The 17,293-nt window shown below is 70.6% G+C and carries 18 protein-coding genes and 1 pseudogene; 6 read left to right on the forward strand and 13 right to left on the reverse strand.

All coding sequences use genetic code 11. The features are described from left to right. Positions 1–44: 44 nt before the first annotated feature. From AB0H56_RS07205 to AB0H56_RS07220, 4 genes are all read right to left on the reverse strand, one after another. Positions 45–635 carry an ATP-dependent Clp protease proteolytic subunit gene (locus AB0H56_RS07205; protein ID WP_110039472.1) on the reverse strand — a complete coding sequence of 197 codons (591 nt, stop codon included), beginning with the start codon at positions 633–635 and terminating at the stop codon, positions 45–47. A gap of 37 nt (positions 636–672) precedes the next feature. Next, positions 673–1,278, reverse strand: coding sequence for an ATP-dependent Clp protease proteolytic subunit (locus tag AB0H56_RS07210; protein ID WP_357158546.1), 606 nt, complete (start codon positions 1,276–1,278; stop codon positions 673–675). Positions 1,279–1,436: 158 nt separating this feature from the next. After that, positions 1,437–4,028, reverse strand: coding sequence for an aminopeptidase N (pepN, locus tag AB0H56_RS07215; RefSeq protein ID WP_357158549.1), 2,592 nt, complete (start codon positions 4,026–4,028; stop codon positions 1,437–1,439). Positions 4,029–4,163: 135 nt separating this feature from the next. After that, positions 4,164–5,153 carry an NADP-dependent oxidoreductase gene (locus AB0H56_RS07220; protein ID WP_357158552.1) on the reverse strand — a complete coding sequence of 330 codons (990 nt, stop codon included), beginning with the start codon at positions 5,151–5,153 and terminating at the stop codon, positions 4,164–4,166. A gap of 28 nt (positions 5,154–5,181) precedes the next feature. On the opposite strand from AB0H56_RS07220, the gene AB0H56_RS07225 reads away from it, so the two are divergent. Both AB0H56_RS07225 and AB0H56_RS07230 read left to right on the forward strand, forming a co-directional pair. Further along, positions 5,182–6,138: a helix-turn-helix domain-containing protein gene (locus AB0H56_RS07225; protein ID WP_357158555.1), complete on the forward strand. Its 957-nt coding sequence runs from the start codon at positions 5,182–5,184 to the stop codon at positions 6,136–6,138. A 227-nt stretch (positions 6,139–6,365) separates the two neighbouring features. Next, a complete protein-coding gene (locus AB0H56_RS07230; RefSeq protein ID WP_357158558.1) occupies positions 6,366–7,202 on the forward strand; it encodes a phosphoribosylaminoimidazolesuccinocarboxamide synthase in 837 nt (278 codons plus the stop codon). A gap of 18 nt (positions 7,203–7,220) precedes the next feature. Here the strand turns inward: AB0H56_RS07230 and AB0H56_RS07235 are convergent, their stop codons facing one another. After that, on the reverse strand, positions 7,221–7,577 hold the full coding sequence (locus AB0H56_RS07235; RefSeq protein ID WP_357158561.1) for a helix-turn-helix domain-containing protein: 357 nt from the start codon (positions 7,575–7,577) through the stop codon (positions 7,221–7,223). Between the two features lie 50 nt (positions 7,578–7,627). Here AB0H56_RS07235 and AB0H56_RS07240 point away from each other — a divergent pair, with 50 nt between their 5' ends. Then, positions 7,628–8,521, forward strand: coding sequence for an NAD(P)-binding domain-containing protein (locus AB0H56_RS07240; RefSeq protein ID WP_357158564.1), 894 nt, complete (start codon positions 7,628–7,630; stop codon positions 8,519–8,521). A 49-nt stretch (positions 8,522–8,570) separates the two neighbouring features. Here the strand turns inward: AB0H56_RS07240 and AB0H56_RS07245 are convergent, their stop codons facing one another. Next, the gene (locus tag AB0H56_RS07245) at positions 8,571–9,248 is read right to left on the reverse strand and encodes an NAD(P)H oxidoreductase (RefSeq protein ID WP_357158567.1); all 678 of its coding nucleotides are present in this window, start codon (positions 9,246–9,248) and stop codon (positions 8,571–8,573) included. 125 nt (positions 9,249–9,373) lie between these two features. Between AB0H56_RS07245 and AB0H56_RS07250 the strand changes: the two genes are divergently transcribed. Continuing rightward, on the forward strand, positions 9,374–10,321 hold the full coding sequence (locus AB0H56_RS07250; protein WP_357158570.1) for an AraC family transcriptional regulator: 948 nt from the start codon (positions 9,374–9,376) through the stop codon (positions 10,319–10,321). Here AB0H56_RS07250 and AB0H56_RS07255 read toward each other — a convergent pair. From AB0H56_RS07255 to AB0H56_RS07265, 3 genes are read right to left on the reverse strand one after another with little or no spacing between them, the layout of a single operon-like run. Continuing rightward, positions 10,318–10,749 (reverse strand): nitroreductase family deazaflavin-dependent oxidoreductase, encoded by a 432-nt coding sequence (locus tag AB0H56_RS07255; protein ID WP_357158573.1) that lies wholly within the window; start codon positions 10,747–10,749, stop codon positions 10,318–10,320. The two genes, AB0H56_RS07250 and AB0H56_RS07255, sit on opposite strands and share 4 nt — an antisense overlap. Positions 10,750–10,787: 38 nt before the next feature. Then, entirely contained in the window at positions 10,788–11,264 is a 477-nt protein-coding gene (locus AB0H56_RS07260; RefSeq protein ID WP_357158576.1) for an NUDIX domain-containing protein, read from the reverse strand. A 25-nt stretch (positions 11,265–11,289) separates the two neighbouring features. Then, positions 11,290–11,700 carry a MarR family transcriptional regulator gene (locus tag AB0H56_RS07265; RefSeq protein WP_357158579.1) on the reverse strand — a complete coding sequence of 137 codons (411 nt, stop codon included), beginning with the start codon at positions 11,698–11,700 and terminating at the stop codon, positions 11,290–11,292. Between the two features lie 67 nt (positions 11,701–11,767). On the opposite strand from AB0H56_RS07265, the gene AB0H56_RS07270 reads away from it, so the two are divergent. Beyond that, the gene (locus AB0H56_RS07270; protein WP_357158582.1) at positions 11,768–12,178 is read left to right on the forward strand and encodes a MarR family transcriptional regulator; all 411 of its coding nucleotides are present in this window, start codon (positions 11,768–11,770) and stop codon (positions 12,176–12,178) included. A 13-nt stretch (positions 12,179–12,191) separates the two neighbouring features. Here the strand turns inward: AB0H56_RS07270 and AB0H56_RS07275 are convergent, their stop codons facing one another. The 3 genes and pseudogenes from AB0H56_RS07275 to AB0H56_RS07285 form a co-directional block, all read right to left on the reverse strand. Beyond that, positions 12,192–13,406 carry a DUF6596 domain-containing protein gene (locus AB0H56_RS07275; protein ID WP_357158585.1) on the reverse strand — a complete coding sequence of 405 codons (1,215 nt, stop codon included), beginning with the start codon at positions 13,404–13,406 and terminating at the stop codon, positions 12,192–12,194. Between the two features lie 89 nt (positions 13,407–13,495). Continuing rightward, positions 13,496–13,876: pseudogene (locus tag AB0H56_RS07280) on the reverse strand (YciI family protein); the annotation flags it as partial. Positions 13,877–13,970: 94 nt separating this feature from the next. Next, positions 13,971–15,191: an FAD-dependent oxidoreductase gene (locus AB0H56_RS07285; RefSeq protein ID WP_357158587.1), complete on the reverse strand. Its 1,221-nt coding sequence runs from the start codon at positions 15,189–15,191 to the stop codon at positions 13,971–13,973. A 144-nt stretch (positions 15,192–15,335) separates the two neighbouring features. Between AB0H56_RS07285 and AB0H56_RS07290 the strand changes: the two genes are divergently transcribed. After that, complete coding sequence (locus AB0H56_RS07290) at positions 15,336–15,986, forward strand: disulfide bond formation protein DsbA (RefSeq protein WP_357158590.1); 651 nt, start codon at positions 15,336–15,338, stop codon at positions 15,984–15,986. Positions 15,987–16,052: 66 nt separating this feature from the next. Here the strand turns inward: AB0H56_RS07290 and AB0H56_RS07295 are convergent, their stop codons facing one another. Further along, positions 16,053–17,282: a M48 family metallopeptidase gene (locus tag AB0H56_RS07295; RefSeq protein WP_357158593.1), complete on the reverse strand. Its 1,230-nt coding sequence runs from the start codon at positions 17,280–17,282 to the stop codon at positions 16,053–16,055. Positions 17,283–17,293: the final 11 nt, after the last annotated feature.

Raw genomic sequence — 17,293 nt, forward strand, 5'->3', positions numbered from 1 at the left:
CTCGAACTGATGTCGGGCGCGCCCACCGTCGGGCGCGCCCGCGCTCACTCCCGTTCGTGCAGCACCTGGTCGACCAGGCCGTACTCGAGCGCGGTCTCGGCGGTGAACACCCGGTCGCGGTCGGTGTCGCGGCGCAGGGTCTCCGGTGTCTGGCCGGTGTGCTTGGACAGGATCGCCTCGATGGCCGCGCGCATCCGCACGATCTCGTCCGCCTGCAGGATCAGGTCGGGAATGGTGCCCTGGCCGCGGGTCGCGGGCTGGTGCAACACGATGCGCGTGTGCGGCAGCATCGATCGGTGCCCCGCCGCGCCGCCTGCCAGCAGCACGGCGCCCACCGCGATCGCCTGCCCGACGCAGGTCGTGTGCACCGGCGCCTTGATGAAACTCATGGTGTCGTAGACGGCGAGCATGGCCGACAGGTCGCCGCCCTCACAGTTGATGTAGAGGCTGATCGGCTGGCCGGGGCTGTCCGACTCCAGGTGCAGCAGCTGGGCGATGAGGGCGTTGGCGACGCCGGAGTCGATGGGGGTGCCCAGGTAGACGATGCGCTCGCTGAGCAGATGCGAGTAGATGTCGGTGATGCGTTCCCCGCCGCGATGCTGGGAGACGACGTTCGGGATGGTGTAGCTGGTCATCGGAGCTCCGTCCGGATCAAGGGCGCGGCAACGGCTTTCACGCCGAGATGCCGATGCGGTGGCGGTTGGGGATCACCTGGTCGAACGACTCGACGATGTGGTCGATGAAGCCGTACTCGCGGGCCTGGGCGGCGGTGAACCAGCGATCGTGCAGGGAGTCCTCGTAGACGCGCTCGAACGGCTGACCGGTGTCGGCGGCGATCAGGCCGAGCACGGTGTCGACGGTGTAGCGCAGGTCGTCGGCCTGCACCTCGACCTCGACCGCGCTGCCGCCGATCCCGGCCGAGCCCTGGTGCATGAGGATGCGGGCGTGCGGCATCGCGTAGCGGCGGCCCGGCGTGCCCGAGGACAGCAGGAACTGCCCGGCGCTGCACGCCAAACCGAGTGCCAGGGTGGACACCTCGCAGGGGACCAGCCGCATCACGTCGCGGATGGCGAGCATCGAGGGCACCGAGCCGCCGGGGGAGTGGATCCACAGCGAGATCCCCGCCTCCGGTGACTGGGCGGCCAGGGTGAGCATCTGGGTGATGAGCAGGGTGCCGTTGTCGTCGTCGAGCGCCCCGTCCAGGACCAGGATCCGGCGGCCGAACAGCTGCTCGCGCGCCCGCCAGCTGAACATCGGAGTCTTGTCGTCGTGTGCCATGTCTCCACGGTGCCGCGCCCGCACCGTCTTTCGCGCGCTTTGCTGCCGTCAGCGGATCCGCTCACAGCAGCAGGCGGCGCCGCACCGGCGGCGCCTGCGAGCAGCCGGAACGGCCGATGGCCCCGATCCGGGGGGATCGGGGCCATCGGTGACTGTGGCTACTTGGCGTCGAATTCCCGTGCGCGCAGCGAGCGTTCGATGCCGGCGCGGCCCTCCGAGACCAGGCGGTAGAGCGCGGGCGGGTGGTCACCGGCGAGGAACTCGTCGGCCTTGGCGACGGCGTCCTCGGTGATCGCCCAGTGCGGGTACAGGCCGACGACCACGGTCTGGGCCACCTCGCTCGAGCGACGCTCCCACACGGCGGGGATCTCGGCGAAGTACTTCTCCACGTACGGCGCGAGCAGCTCTGCCTGACCGACCGGGGCGAAGCCGCCGACGATGGCGCGGGCGGTGATGTTGGGAACCGAGTCGTCGCCCATCACGGTCTGCCACGCCCTGGCCTTCACCTCGGCGATCGGGCGCGCGGTGGAGGCGGCGGCCGCCTGCCGCTTGCCCGCGGCGGTCGGGTCACCGGCCAGCTCGGCGTCGATGGTCGGGGAGTCGAGACCGTCGGCGTCGATCTGCCCGGCCGCCGCCAGCGCGGTGACGATGCGCCAGCGCAGATCCGTGTCCACGGTGAGCCCGGCCAGGCCCGCCGAGGTCGGATCGCCGTCGAGCAGCTGGGCCAGCGCGCCGGTGTGGCGCGGCTCGAGCTTGGCGCCGGTGAGCGCGTTCACGAACGCGAGCTGATGATCCGAGCCCGGCACCGCGCCGCGAGCCAGTTCCAGCAGGCGGTCGGCGAATCCGGGCCAGCCCTCCTGCTCGGCCCACACCGGATCGGCGTAGCTCGAGATGGCGGTGGCCGCCTGCATGAGCAGCCGCTGCACCACGCCGATCTCGGACTCGGTGCCGATCCCGCGCTGCACCAGCGCGACGAAATCGCGGGCCTTGAGCTCGGCCTGGCGGGTCATCTCCCAGGCCGCCGACCAGGCCAGCGTGCGCGGCAGCGAGTCGGCGATGTCGCCGATGCGCTGCATGGCGACCTCGAGCGAATCGGGGTCGAGGCGCAGGGAGCAGTAGGTGAGGTCGTCGTCGTTCACCAGCACCAGCTGACCGCGCGCCACCCCGACCAGCTCGGGCACCTCGGTGCGCCCGGCGGCATCCAGGTCGATCTCCACGCGCTTGGTGCGCACCAGCTTGCCGTCGACGTCGTCGTACACGCCGACCGCGATCCGGTGCACGCGGTGCTCACCGGCGCCAGGCGCGGCGCCCTCCTGCACCACGGCGAAGCTCGAGAACGTGCCGTCGGGGGCGACGAGGAAATCGGGGCGCAGGATGTTGAGGCCGGTGGTCTTGAGCCACTGCGCGCCCCAATCGGAGAGGTCGCGGCCCGAGGCCTTCTCCAGCGCGGCCAGCAGATCGTCGAAGGTGGCGTTGCCGTAGGCGTGTTCGGCGAAGTAGTCGCGCAGACCGGCCAGGAAGGGCTGCAGCCCCACGTAGGCGACGAGCTGCTTGAGCACGCTGGCGCCCTTGGCATAGGTGATGCCGTCGAAGTTCACCTCCACCGCGTGCAGGTCGGGGATGTCGGCGGCGATCGGGTGGGTCGAGGGCAGCTGATCCTGGCGGTAGGCCCAGGACTTCTCCACGTTGGCGAAGGTGGTCCAGGCGCTGGTGTATTCGGTGGCCTCGGCCTGGCACAGCACCGAGGCGAAGGTCGCGAACGACTCGTTGAGCCACAGGTCGTCCCACCACTTCATGGTGACCAGGTCGCCGAACCACATGTGCGCCATCTCGTGCAGCACGGTCTCGGCGCGGCGCTCGTAGGACGCGCGGGTGACCTTGGACCGGAAGACGTAGTCCTCGAGGAAGGTGACCGCGCCCGCGTTCTCCATCGCGCCCGCGTTGAATTCCGGCACGAACAGCTGGTCGTACTTGCCGAAGGCGTAGGGCACGCCGAAGTTCTCGTGGTAGAAGCCGAAGCCCTGCTTGGTCTCGGTGAAGAGCCGCTCGGCGTCCATGTGCTCGGCCAGCGAGGCGCGGCAGAACAGGCCGAGCGGGATCTCGCCGTGCGAATCCTGGTACACGTCGGTCCATTTCGCGTACGGACCGGCGATCATCGCGACCAGGTAGGTGCTCATCTTCGGCGTGGTGGCGAAGGTGTGCCGGACCACGGCGCCGAGCTTGTGCTCCTCGGCGGTGGCGCCGTTGGACACCACCTGCCAGTCGGCGGGCGCGGTGGCCACGACATCGAAGGTGGCCTTGAGGTCGGGCTGGTCGAAGCAGGCGAACATCCGCTTGGCGTCGGCGGTCTCGAACTGCGAGTACAGATACACCTTGTCGTCGGCCGGGTCGACGAACCGGTGCAGACCCTCGCCGGTGTGCGAGTACTCGCAGTCGGCCTCGACGACGAGCTCGTTGGTGGCGGCCAGCTCCGGCAGCGCGATGCCGGTCGACTCGTCGTAGCCGCTCACGTCCAGCGGGGTGCCGTTGAGTACGGCCGAGCGGACGCGGGCGGCGACCAGGTCGATGAACGTGCTCGCGCCGGGAGTGGCGGTGAAGGTGACGGTGGTCGTGGAACCGAAGGTGTCCGACACCTCCGAACCGGCGCCGCGCGGCTGGTCGGTGAGGTCGAGTTCGATCCGGTAGTTCTGCACGGCCACGGTGGCCGCGCGTTCGACCGCCTGGTCGCGGGTGAGATTCGGGGCGGACATAGATCTCCTTCGTCGTCGACGAACACGGCACACTTCGGCGCGCAGGTGCTGCACCGGCGCGCGCGTCAGCGTCCACAATGCCACCTGCCGTCGTGCGCCGCTCACGAGTTTCCACCGGTGCCGCCGCGGCACCTCTCAGCGCACGGTGACCACCAGTTTCCCGAGCGTGCGATCCGTCTCCCCGAGCGCGTGCGCCTTCGCCGCCTCGGCCAAGGGGAACACCCCGGCGATGGTCGGACGCACCGTGCCCGCGGCGAGCAGGTCGGCGATCGCGGTCATCCCCGCGTGATTCGCCTCGACCAGCAGGGCGGCGAACCGGACGCCGTGCTCGGCCGCCGCGGCCCGCAGGTCGTCCGCGGCGCTCGGCAGGAGGGTCACCAGCAGTCCGCCGGGTCGCAGCGTGGGCAGCGACCGGCGCGGGTTCTCGCCGCCGAGCGTGTCGAGGACCACGTCGACGTCGCGCACCACGGTCGCGACGTCGACCTCCCGGTAGTCGATCAGCTCGTCCGCGCCGAGCGCGCGCAGATGCTCGTGCTTGCCCGCGCTCGCCGTGCCGATCACGTACGCGCCCCGCGACTTCGCGATCTGCACCGCCAGATGTCCCACGCCGCCGCCCGCCGCGTGGATCAGCACCCGCTGTCCCGCCTGGATGTCGGCGGTGTCGACCAGCGCCTGGTAGGCGGTGAGGGCGGCCAGTGGGGTCGCCCCGGCCACGATGTGGTCGACGTTGTCCGGCTTGCGGGCGAAGGCGCGTGCGGGCCCGGTGACGTACTCGGCCAGCGAACCGTGGCCGTGCGGATAGGGGAGCATCCCGAACACCTCGTCGCCGGGCGCGAACAGCGTCACCCCGAACCCGACGGCCTCGACCACACCGGAGACGTCCCAGCCCAGGACGAAAGGCGGTGCGGGCAGGAACAATCCGGGAAGCGCGCGGTGCTTCCAGTCGGTCGGGTTGAGGCCTGCGGCGTGCACCCGGACCAGGATCTGGCTCGGGCCGGGTTCGGGGCGGGGGAGTTCGACTTCGCGCAGGACCTCGGGTCCGCCGAGAGTGTCCTGACTGATGGCACGCATGGTGTGGGTCATGCCGTTCACGGTGCCAAGCGGCGCGGCGTCGGGAAATGGCATGAATGTCATCATCCGATAGAATCGTGCCATGCATCGTGTGGTGGTTCTCGCGCTCGACGGCGTCTATCCATTCGAACTCGGCACTCCGCAGCGCATCTTCGGCATGCTCGAGGATCGCTACGAGGTCATGACCTGCTCCGTCGACGGCGAGCCGGTGCGAACGTGCGCCGACTTCCGGATCGCCGTCGAGCACGGGCCGCAACTGCTGGCGACCGCCGACACCGTGGTGCTGCCCGCCAGCGACATCGCCGAGGCCACGGCCGGACTCGGCGCGGCGACCAGCGCCGCGCTCGCGTGGATCCGGCCCGGCACCCGGATCGTGTCCATCTGCACCGGCGCGTTCGTGCTGGCCGCCGCCGGCTTGCTCGACGGTCGCCCGGCCACCACGCACTGGCGGCTCGCCGACACCTTCCGGCGGCACTTTCCGCGGGTCCATCTCGATCCCGGCGTGCTGTTCGTCGACGACGGCGACGTGCTGACCTCCGCGGGCGCCGCGTCCGGGATCGACCTGTGCCTGCACATCGTGCGCGCCGATCACGGCAGCGCCGTGGCCAATCAGGTGGCGCGCCGCTGTGTGGTGCCGCCGTGGCGCGAAGGCGGACAGGCCCAGTACATCGACCAGCCCGTCCCCGATCCCGCGGCCGCGAGCACCGCCGCGACCCGGCACTGGGCGCTGGAACACCTCGAGCTGCCACTGACCATGGCCGAGCTGGCGGCGCACGCGCGGATGAGCCGGCGCACCTTCGCCCGCCGATTCGGTGACGAAGTGGGTATGAGCCCCGGCCGCTGGCTCACCCAGCAGCGGGTGGCCAGGGCCAGGCATCTGCTCGAGGCCAGTGAGTTGTCGGTCGAGCAGATCGCGAGCCGGGTCGGTTTCGCCACCGGAACCTCGCTGCGCCAGCACTTCCAGGCCGCCGTCGGCGTCGCCCCACTGGCCTACCGCCGCACCTTCCGCGTCGCCGACGCCGAGCGCGTGAGCGCCTGACCGCTCGACCCGGCCGGCCGGGCGCGATCCGGCGGACCCGCCGTCCCGGTCGCCGGAGGTCGCGGGCCGGGTGCGCGGCACACCCGTGCGACGGCGTGACGTCGGCACCTCGCCGGAATGTGACCGGCCTCGCGTCGCGGTGACCAGGCCGGATTCGGCGCCGGACCCGGCCGGTACAGTGCGTGCATACCGAGTATGTACGGCACCCCAGAATCGGAGGCTCGACGTTGAAGCATGTGCACGCCGGGAAAGTTCGTGACCTCTACGAGGACGGCGACACCCTGCTGCTCGTCGCGTCGGACCGCGTCTCGGTCTACGACGTGGTGCTGCCGACGCCGATTCCGGAGAAGGGCGCCCTGCTCACCCAGCTGTCGAACTGGTGGTTCGAGTACTTCACCGGCATCCCGAATCACGTGGTCTCGGCCACCGACGTGCCCGCCGAGTTCGCCGGTCGTGGCATCCGGGTCAAGCCGCTGAAGATGGTGCAGGTCGAGTGCATCGCGCGCGGCTACCTGACCGGTTCCGGGCTCAAGGAGTACCAGCGGTCCGGCACCGTCTCGGGCATCGCGCTGCCGCCCGGTCTGCGCGACGGCGACAAGTTGCCCGAGCCGATCTTCACCCCGTCCACCAAGGCGGCCGAGGGGCACGACGAGGCGATCAGCTTCGCCGACGTGGTGCACCAGGAGGGTCGCGAGGTCGCCGAGAAGCTGCGCGAGCTGACCCTCGAGATCTATTCGCGCGGCGCCGAGCACGCGGCGAAGGCGGGCGTCATCGTCGCCGACACCAAGGTCGAATTCGGTTGGGACGGAGACGTTCTCACCCTCGGTGACGAGGTGCTCACCTCCGACTCCTCCCGCTTCTGGCCCGCCGACGAGTGGGAGCCGGGCCGCGCCCAGCGCTCCTTCGACAAGCAGTTCGTGCGCGACTGGTCGACCTCCACCGGCTGGAACAAGGAATACCCCGGCCCGGAGATCCCCGCCGACGTGGTCGAGGCGACCCGCCGCAAGTACGAAGAGGCCTACGAGCGCATCACCGGCAACACCTGGACCAGCATCCCGGCGTGACGCGCGTTCCCGCGCCCCTCAGTGGACGGGCGCGGGAACATCCTTGACCGCGCAGATGTGGTCCATGTGCTGATTGCCCCACCGGCCGAGCGTGCTCAGCGCGGCGTTGAGCGAGACGCCCAGCTCGGTGAGTGAGTACTCCACCTTCGGTGGCACCTGCGGGTAGACCTCGCGGTGGATGATCCCGTCGTGCTCCAGCTCGCGCAGCTGCTGGATCAGCATCTTCTCGGTGACTCCCGGCACCAGTCGTTTCAGGTCGCCGAAGCGCTGCGTGCCGGTGGACAGGGCCCACAGGATCAACGCCTTCCATTTGCCGCCGACCACGTCGAGCGCGGCATCGATCCCGCAGGAGTACGGACGCTCTCGCTGTCTCATGTTCGCCTTACTTACTTTTTGGTGAGTATCCGACTTTATTGTCGGTTCTTGTGCAGTGTACCGCTACGGGCGAATCTGGGAGTGCGTCGCCGACCGGCGACGAGAGGTTCGAACCAAGGGGAAACATGACCAACTCTGCGACGGCCCAGCGGGTTTCGGTGCTCGGTCTCGGCGCGATGGGCACCGCGCTGGCGAAGGCGCTGCTCGCGGGCGGCCACCAGGTGACGGTGTGGAACCGCACCGCCGCCAAGGCCGAGGCGCTGGTGGACGCGGGCGCCGTGGCCGCCGCGACCGCCGAGGAGGCGTTCACCGCGGCCGACCTGGTGATCCTGTGCGTGCTCGACGACGCCTCGGTGCGCGAACACGTCGAGCCCGCGGCGGCGCGCCTGAGCGGCCGCACCGTGGTGAACCTGACCACCACCACGCCGGAGCAGGCGCGTGGGCTGGGGCGCTGGGCGGCCGAGCACGGCATCGCGCTGATCGACGGCGGCATCATGGCCGTCCCCGCGATGATCGGGACGCCGGGCGCGTTCGTGCTCTACAGCGGCGCGGCGGCGGAGTTCGAACGGTACCGGCAGGTGCTCGAACTGTTCGGCAAGGCCGAGTTCGTCGGCACCGATCTCGGCGCGGCCGCGATGTACGACGTCTCGATCCTCGGCGGCATGTACGCGATGTTCGCGGCGTTCCAGCAGGGCGGGCTGATGGTCCGCAGCGCGGGCGGTTCCGCGGCCCGGCTGGCCGAATTGATGACGCCCTTCCTGCAGGCGATGGCGACCCTGTTGGCCGCTGACGCCGTCGGGATCGATACGCCGGAGGAGTTCACTCAGGTGCAGAGCGACGAATTCACCGCCGCCGCCATCGATCTGATCGACAAGGCGGCGAGCGAATCCGGGCACCCCACCGAGCTTTTCGGGGTGTTGCGCCGGGCCCTCACCGGACTGTGAGGCGCGCGGACGCGCGGTGACTCGCGAGAGTCACCGCGCGCGTGCCGGATCAGGCGTCGACCAGTTCGGCGGCGAGGAACTCGTCGACATGGCCCTCGGCGGTCGCCACGAACGCGGCGTAGTGCGCCTCGCGCGCCGCGCCGGCGATGGCCTCGCCCACCTGGAAGTTGCCCGCCGCGTCGAGGGTCTGCGGCTGCTCCTCGGCATCGGGCAGCACCCGGACGCGGGAATCGGCGAACCCGGAGTAGTAGGCCAGCCCCTCGCTGAGCTGGGTCGCGAGCACCTGCTCCATGCCGGGGACGATCGCGTCGTCGGCGGTCGCGCCGGCCAGGCCGAGCCACAGGATGCGCTTGCCCGCCAGTCGGGGCTTGCTGCGGCCGTAGGCGAAACCGTAGTTCCAGACCCGATCGATCCAGCCCTTCATGATGGCGGGCACGCTCATCCAGTAGATCGGGAACACCGCGACGACGACGTCGGCGTCGAGGATCCGGCGCATGTGCGCCTCGGTCTCCTCGGCGTAGCGCTTGTCGCGGTTGCCCCAGTCGGGCTGGTCGGCCACGGTCATTCTGGGGTCGAAGTTCTCGGCGTGCAGGTCGAGCAGGTCGACGGTGTAGCCGGCGGCGGTGAGCCGGGCGACGGCCCGGCGCGCGATGTGGGCGGACAGGGAATCGGCGCGGTGGTGGGCGAGGACGACGAGCGCTGTGCGGGTGGCGGTTTCGTGCGGCACGGTGGGCTCCCTGATCGGTGGTGACGCGGGATCGTTCGTCCCGCACGATCCAGTCAACCGCGCGCACGGTGGACAATCTATGGGCGATCATCTCCTCTTGATAGGAGATCGTCTACCATGGTGCCATGGATCCGCTGAGTTCCCTGTTGAACGGCGTCCGTGCCGACGGTTCGGTCGTGGCCCACGCCGTTCTGCGCGCGCCGTGGACCATCCGCTTCGCCGATCGCGCCCCCCTGATCATGATGAGCGTCATCCGTGGTGGCGGCACCCTGGTGCTGGCCGACGGTTCGCGAACCCGGCTCGGGGCGGGCGACACGGCGCTCGTGCAGGCGGATCAGCCCTTCGAACTCACCGATGTCACCGGCGATTCGAGCAGGCCCGCCGTCGAATACGAGCTGTCCTGCTTCCTGCCCGACGGCTTCGGCGAGGCCGATCTCCAGTGCGCCACACCGGAACTGGTCGACGATGTCACCGAAGATCCTGCGGCGGAACAGGCTTCGCTGGTCGTCGGCGCCTACCGCGCCTCGGACCGGCGGCACGAGCGGCTGCTGCGCGCGCTGCCGCCGGTGATGGTGGTCGGCGGCGGCACCGAGGTGTGCGAGTGGCTCGAGCAGTCCGCCGCCGACGCGGTCCGGCTCAGCGCGGGATCGCAGGCCCTGATGGACCGGCTGATGGACTGGGCGCTGGTCTGCACCCTGCGCGATTGGCTCGCCCAGGACGCCGAGTGCGCCCCGAACTGGTATCGGGGGATGGCCGACCCGGTGGTCGGTCCGGCGCTGAAAGCCATCCACGCCAGGCCTTTTCAGCGCTGGACGGTGGCCGGCCTGGCAGCCGAGTCGGCGGTCTCGCGCGCGCTGTTCGCCCGGCGGTTCACCGAGGTGATGGGCGAACCGCCGCTGACCTACCTCACCGAATGGCGGATGGCCGAGGCCGAGGACCTGCTCGCCGATCCCGCGCGCAGCGTCGCGCAGGTGGCGACGACCGTCGGCTATTCCGACGCGTTCGGGTTCAGCGCGGCGTTCAAACGCTCGCGCGGCACCAGCCCGACCGAATTCCGTTCCGCGCTGGTCTAATTCCGGGGCGTGAGCAGCACGAGCGGGATCTCGCGGGTGGTCTTGGTCTGGTAGTCGCCGTAGCCTTTGTACGCGGCCACCACCCGCGGCCACAGCTGGGCGCGCTCCTCTGCCGTGGCGACGTGGGCCAGCATCGGCTTGCGCGGGCCCTGGGCCAGCGACACCTCGACCTCGGGGTTGTCGCGCAGGTTCAGGAACCAGGCCGGATGGGTCGGATCGCCGCCACGCGAGGCCACGACGACGATGGTGTCGCCGTCGATGATCGGCGTGGTCAGCATGACGGGACGCGGGGTGCCGGATTTGCGGCCGATGGTGGTGAGTTCGAGGGACGGCATCCCGAAGATCCGGTTGCCGATCCGGCCACCGGTGATCTTGAGCAGGGCACGGTGGACGCCGTTCATGGCCTTGAGCTGGAAATCGGTGGGCATGTCCGCAATCTACCCTCGCAGCGGGCCGCGCGCCCGGGTCAGTCGAGGTACTCGGCGAGGCGGCCGAGGAACGGACGCTGGCCCTTGCCGAGCTTCTCCGAGGCCGTGGTCAGGTCGAACCAGCAGGCCCGGTCGATCTCCGGGAACTCGCGCAGCCGGCCGGAGCGGGGCGGCCACTCCAATTCGAAGGTGCCGGGCACGATCTCGTCCGGATCCAGATCGCCCTCGACCGCCCACACGGTGAGGTTCTTGCGCTTGCCGCCGCTGCCGTAGCGCACATCGCCCAGGTCGACCCACGGGCCGTCCGGCACGGGCAGGCCGAGTTCCTCGGTGAACTCGCGTCGCGCCGCCACCCGCGGCAGTTCCTCGCCGAGCACGTACTGGCCCTTGGGGATCGACCACGCCGAGGCGTCCTTCTTGGCCCACAGCGGGCCGCCCATGTGCCCGAGCAGCACCTCGGTTCCGGCCGCCCCCCGGCGATAGACCAGCACCCCCGCGCTGAAAACTTCCGTCACGGCAGAGAGTCTGCCAGCAAGGCCGTCAGTCGAGCGCGTCGACGAAGCGGTCGAGCAGCCGGGCGAAGGCCACCCGGTCGGCGCCGGACCAACCGGTCATGGCCCGGTCGAAAGCGGCACGGCGGCGCTGGTGCGCGTGGGCGAGCACCTCGCGCCCGCGGTCGGTGAGTGCCAGCAGGGAGCGGCGGCCGTCGGTCTGGTCGGCTTCGCGCCGCAGGAAGCCGGCGGTGACGGCGGCGGCGACGAGCTTGCTCGCCCTGGGCTGGTCGACGGCCAGCGCGGCGGCCACGGTGGACACGGTGGGTGCGGTCGCGTCCTCGACGACATCGAGTACGTCGAAAGCCTGTCCACTCGGCTGATCCGCCCCCAGGATGCGCCTGGTCTGGCGCCGCCGGATGGCGATCATCGCCCGTTCGATCCGCTCGACCTCGTCCACGGCCACATGTTACCGTCAGGCATGTACATGTCATAGAACATGTAGTTGTAGAAAGGTATGTATACTCATGGCTGCGCGCAGATTGATCGGTTACCAGGTCAAACGCCTCGATCAGCTCATCGAGGCCACCTTCGACGGGGCGATCGACACCGCCGGGATGTCCCGCCGCGAATGGCAGACGTTGAACACCCTCGTCGGCGACCCCGGCGCCGACCTCGTCGATGCCCTGCGCCCGTTCTGGGAGACCACGGACGATTCCGTCGGAGCGGTCACCGACGCGCTGATCGCACACGGTTGGCTCACCCGCGAAGGGCACCGCTACGCGGTCACCGCCGAGGGGCGTGCGGCGCACGAGACCGCCCGGCACGCGGTGAGGGCCATCCGCCGTCGTATGGTCCACGGCATCGATGAGCGCGAATTCGCCGTTCTGACAGGCACTCTCGACACCATGATCGCGAATCTCGAATCGGCACCGTGATTCACCGGCGGACTCACGCGGTCGCGCGCAGGCGTGCCGCGCGCAGCAGCAGGTAGTCGCGCTCGGGCGTGCTCGCCGTCTGGCTCGCGGCCCGCTGGTATTCGGTGACGGCGGCGTCGTCCTCGCCCGCCATCTCACGCAGGTGGCCGCGCACGGCGGCGAGCCGGTGTGAGCGGGCCAGCGGCTCGGCGACCGTGTCGGCCACCGCGAGTCCGGCGGCGGGGCCGTGCACCATCGCGGTGGCCACCGCGCGGTTGAGGGTGACCATCGGATTCGGGGTGAGACGTTCGAGCATGGTGTAGAGCACGAGGATGCGCGGCCAGTCGGTGTCCTCGACGCGGGCGGCCTGGGCGTGCAGCCCGGCGATGGCGCCCTGGATCTGGTACGGCCCGGTCAAGCCGGCCGCCAGGGTCGCGGTGAGCAGGCGCAGGCCCTCGGTGATCTGGGCGCGGTCCCAGCGGGCGCGGTCCTGCTCGTGCAGCGGGATCAGCTCGCCGTGTGGACCGGAGCGCGCGGCGCGGCGCGCGTCGGACAGCAGCATCACCGCGAGCAGGCCGCTGACCTCCGGGTCGTCGGGCAGCAGGGCGTGCAGCGCGCGCGTCAGCCGGATGGCCTCGGCCGACAGGTCCGCCCGGCGCAGCCCCGCGCCCGCGGTGCTGGTGTGCCCCTCGGTGAAGATCACGTACAGCACCCGCAGGACGGCGTCGAGACGGGCGGTGTCGTGCGCCCCGTCGGCGAACGGACGCTCCGCCTCGGCCAGCCGCTTCTTCGCCCGCGAGATGCGTTGCGCCATGGTCGCTTCCGGCACCAGGAAGGCGGCGGCGATCTCGGCCGTGCTCAGGCCGCCGACCGCGCGCAGGGTCAGCGCGATCGCGCCCGCGGCGGGCAGGTCGGGGTGACAGCACAGGAAGTACAGCTCGAGGGTGTCGTCGTTGGCGCTCGCCTCGACGGGCACGTCCCTGACGAACACCGTGGTCTCCCTGCGCCGCCGCGCCACCTCGGCGCGGACCGCGTCGGCCATCCGGCGCTGGGCCACCTGGACGAGCCAGCCGCGCGGGTTCTCCGGCACGCCCTCGGTGCCCCACTGGGTCGCCGCCGCCAGCAGGGCGTCCTGCACCGCGTCCTCGGCCAGATCGAAATCGCCGAACCGGCGGACCAGCACACCGAGTACCTGTGGCGCCAGCGCGCGCAGCAGGTCCTCGGCGCCGGGGGCCAGGGTCCCGGTCACTCGGCGGGCGCGCTCATGCTTGCACCTCGCTGGCGCTCGGCTCCACCATGACCGCGATGGCGGCTGTGTTCTTGGCGCTCGCTTCGCTCGCTCATGACCGGGCGGACCTCGATGTATTCGCCGATGGGCGCGCCGCCGGGGCCCGGCGCCGCCGACGCCTGCGCGGCGATCTCGATCGCGCGCTCGGGGGAGTCGACGTCGACGATCCAGTACCCGGCCAGGAACTCCTTGGTCTCCGGGAACGGGCCGTCGGTCACCACCGGCGCCGAGCGACCGTCCGAGGAGACGATCAGCGCCTGCTCGGGTCCGGCCAGGCCCTGGGCGTCGACGAGTTCGCCCGCGGCGGCTAGCTGTTCACCCAGCGCCCGCTGGAAATCGATGTGGGCGGCGATGTCCTCGGGCGCCCACTCGTGGATCGGGACATCGCAGTGGGCGGTCGGGCCGTAGGTCTTCACCAGCATGTACTTCATGAGTGGCTCCTCGTTGTCGGTGCGCCCGGTGGCGCGCTCGCTGACAGGTCGGAGCCACCGGGCTCGCCTCGACACCTCCGCCGAGTGAACTGGATCACAGTGGAATGTCGGGGTCGGCCAGCCGGTCCGGGTCGACCGGCTCGCCGGACAGGATCAGCTGCTTGATCCGGTCGGTCACGTCCCAGACGTTGACGTTCATGCCCGCCCGCACCCGGTTGTCCGCGTCGAGCCAGAACGCCACGAACTCGCGTTCGCTCTGGTCACCGCGCACGACCACGCGCACGTCGTCGCCCCGGCCGACATAGCCGGTGTACTCCATGCCGATGTCGTACTGGTCGCTGAAGAAGTACGGCAGCCGGTCGTAGGTGGCGGGCTTGCCGAGCATGGTCAGGGCGGCCACCGCGGGCTGGTTGAGCGCCGTCGCCCAGTGCTCGACGCGCACCCGCCGACCCAGCACCGGGTGTTGCTGCTCGGCGATGTCACCGACCGCGACCACGTCGGGATCGCTGGTGCGCAGCGCCTCGTCGACCAGGACGCCGCCGTCCACCGCCAGCCCGGCGGCCACCGCGCCCTCGATATTGGGCTGCGCGCCGACCGCGACCAGCACCGCCTGCGCGGGGATCACCGTGCCGTCGCCGAGCTGGACGCCGGTCGCGACGCCGTCGTCGGTGAGGATCGCGTCGACCTTCGTGCCCGTGCGCAGGTCGACGCCGTGCGCGCGGTGCACGTCGGCGTAGAAGGCGCCCATCTCCGGACCGAGCACGCCGACCAGGGGTAGTTCCGCGGCCTCGAGCACCGTGACCTCGACATTCCTCGCCCGCGCCTGCGCGGCGACCTCGAGCCCGATCCAGCCCGCGCCGATGATCACCAGCTGCCGGTCGTCGCGCAGCACCTCGGCCAGGACGTCGGAATCGCCGATGGTGCGCAGCGTGTACACGTTCGGCGCGTCGGCGCCGGGGATCGGCAGGGTGCGCGGGCGCGAACCCGTGGCCAGGGCCAGCTTGTCGTAGCCCAGGGTGGACCCGTCGGGCAGCGTCACCGTGTGGGCACGCGGATCGAAAGCCGTCGCGGTGGTGCCCAACTGGAGGTCGATGTGGTGATCGCGGTACCAGGATGCCTGGTCGACGGTGAAATCGGGCAGCTGCTGGGTGCCGGCCAGATGCTGTTTGGACAGCGGGGGCCGCTCGTAGGGCAGCTCCTCCTCGGCGGCGAGCACCGTCACCAGGCCGTCGAAGTCGTTGGCGCGCAGAGCTTCGGCGAGCTTGGCGGCACCGAGCCCACCGCCGATGACGACGAAATGCTGATTCGAGCTCATGAACGGACTCCTTCTCGCGGGCGACCGGGACTCCTCGTCGTCGAGCCTAGTGCGCCACGGCCCGCGCGGGAACGATTCCGCGCGTGCCGCGGTTGCACCAACCGGCGGGGCATCGCGGCCTGCCCACTGTGACCCGAGAGGAACATGCTCGTGAGCGATCAAGCCACGAAGAAGGACGTCGTCGATTTCTGGTTCGATCCGCTGTGCCCGTGGTGCTGGATCACCTCACGCTGGATCCTCGAGGTCGAGCAGGTACGCGACATCGAGGCCAACTTCCACGTGATGAGCCTTTCGGTGCTCAACGAGGGCCGTGACCTGCCCGAGCAGTACCGCGAACTGATGTCGGTGGGCTGGGGCCCGGTCCGGGTCGCCATCGCGGCCGCGGAGAAGTACGGCGACGAGATCCTGCCCGCGCTCTACACCGCGCTGGGCACCCGCTTCCACAATCGGCGGGCCGAGTACGAGCGCGACAGCGCCGAAGCGACCTTCGCCGCGATCATCGACGACGCCCTGGCCGAACTGGATCTGCCCGCCGAGCTCGCGGCGGCCGCGGCCGACCCGGAATTCGATGCCGCGCTGCGCAAGAGCCACCACGCGGGCATGGACAAGGTGGGGCCCGACGTCGGCACCCCGACCATCCACGTCAACGGTGTCGCGTTCTTCGGTCCCGTGCTCTCGCGCATCCCGCGCGGCGAGGAAGCGGGCCGGGTCTTCGACGGCGTGGTCGCGCTCGCTTCCTACCCGCACTTCTTCGAACTCAAGCGCACGCGCACCGAAGAGCCCGTGTTCGATTAGCGGCCGGCGCCGCGGTTTTCGGCCTCGTGACCTCGCGCGGCGGCCGAAAACCGTGGCGGGTGGGTGTCAGCGCGGTGGCAGGGCAGGCGGACCGGTCTGGACGGGGTAGCCGGCCGGGGGCGGGATCATGCCCGGGTGGGGCGCGCTCGGCCGCCAGAACATCGGGCCGTGCCTGCTGCGGTCGCGCAGCGCCCACATCCGCCAGGTCAGTACGGGATGGCTGGCCATCGCGTTGACCAGCCAGACGAAGCCGCCCTTCTCGACGGCCGCGCGATCGGCCATCTCGTCGAAGCCGACCTGCGCGTTGAGATATTTGCCCGCGGCCAGCGTCCCCATCGCACCGGGCGCACCCTGGGGCCGATTGCAGAAGCCGTGGTTGTCGGCGGTGTACTCCTGGGCGCGGATCAGCGACGACCCGAGGATCGGCAACCACGGCGCCACGAACATGCCGAGCTGGCGCCAGTACGACACATGCCCCGCGGCGATGTGCCCCACCTCGTGGCCGATGATGAAGGCCAGCGCGTCGGGATCGCGCGCGGCGCCGCCGATCTCGAACAGGTCGCTGTAGACCACGACGAAGCGGCGGAACCCGTGCCCGGACGCGAACGCGTTGATCTGCCCGTTGCCGAGCACGACGTAGGCGTCGGGCACCTTGCTCATCCCGAACCGCGCCGCCGCCTCCTGCACCATCCGGTACCCCTCGGGGAACTGCGTCGGTGACATCTTCACGCCGTTGATCCGCTGAGTGGCGTAGTTGAGACCACGACCGATCCACAGCAGCACCGGCGCGAACATCAGCAGCAGCACGTACGGGCTGGTCAGGATCGACCCGTTGTCGATCGGCTGACCCTGTTCGTCGAGGACCGGTGCCGCGAACAACTCGACCAGCAGGATCAGCGTGACGAGCAGGTACGCGACCGCGGTGACCATGATCACCACCACGAGCAGCGGGACCTCCCACGCATGCCGCGCGGGCATCCCGAACGGCGACAGTCCACGCGGCTGACGCTGTGGCGGGATCGGCGGTCCGCCGGGCGGGTAGTGTCCCGGCGCCACCGGCGGATAGGGGCCGGGGTACTGCGGGACCGGCGCGTACGAACCGGTCGGCGCGACCGGGAAGCCCGCGGTCGGCGGGCCGGGCTGGGCCCAGGGTGACGGCGCTGGTCCCGGCTGCGCGGGCGGGGGAGGGGTGTCGTCGGTGCCCTTGTCCAGCGACGGCGCCGCGTCGGTGGGCCTGCCCGCATGCTCGGGCGGTGGACCTGCCGAATGCGGGGAATGCGGTTCGTGCGGGTGCATGAAACGACTCT

The sequence above is a fragment of the Nocardia sp. NPDC050717 genome, assembly GCF_040654275.1.
GTDB lineage: Bacteria > Actinomycetota > Actinomycetes > Mycobacteriales > Mycobacteriaceae > Nocardia.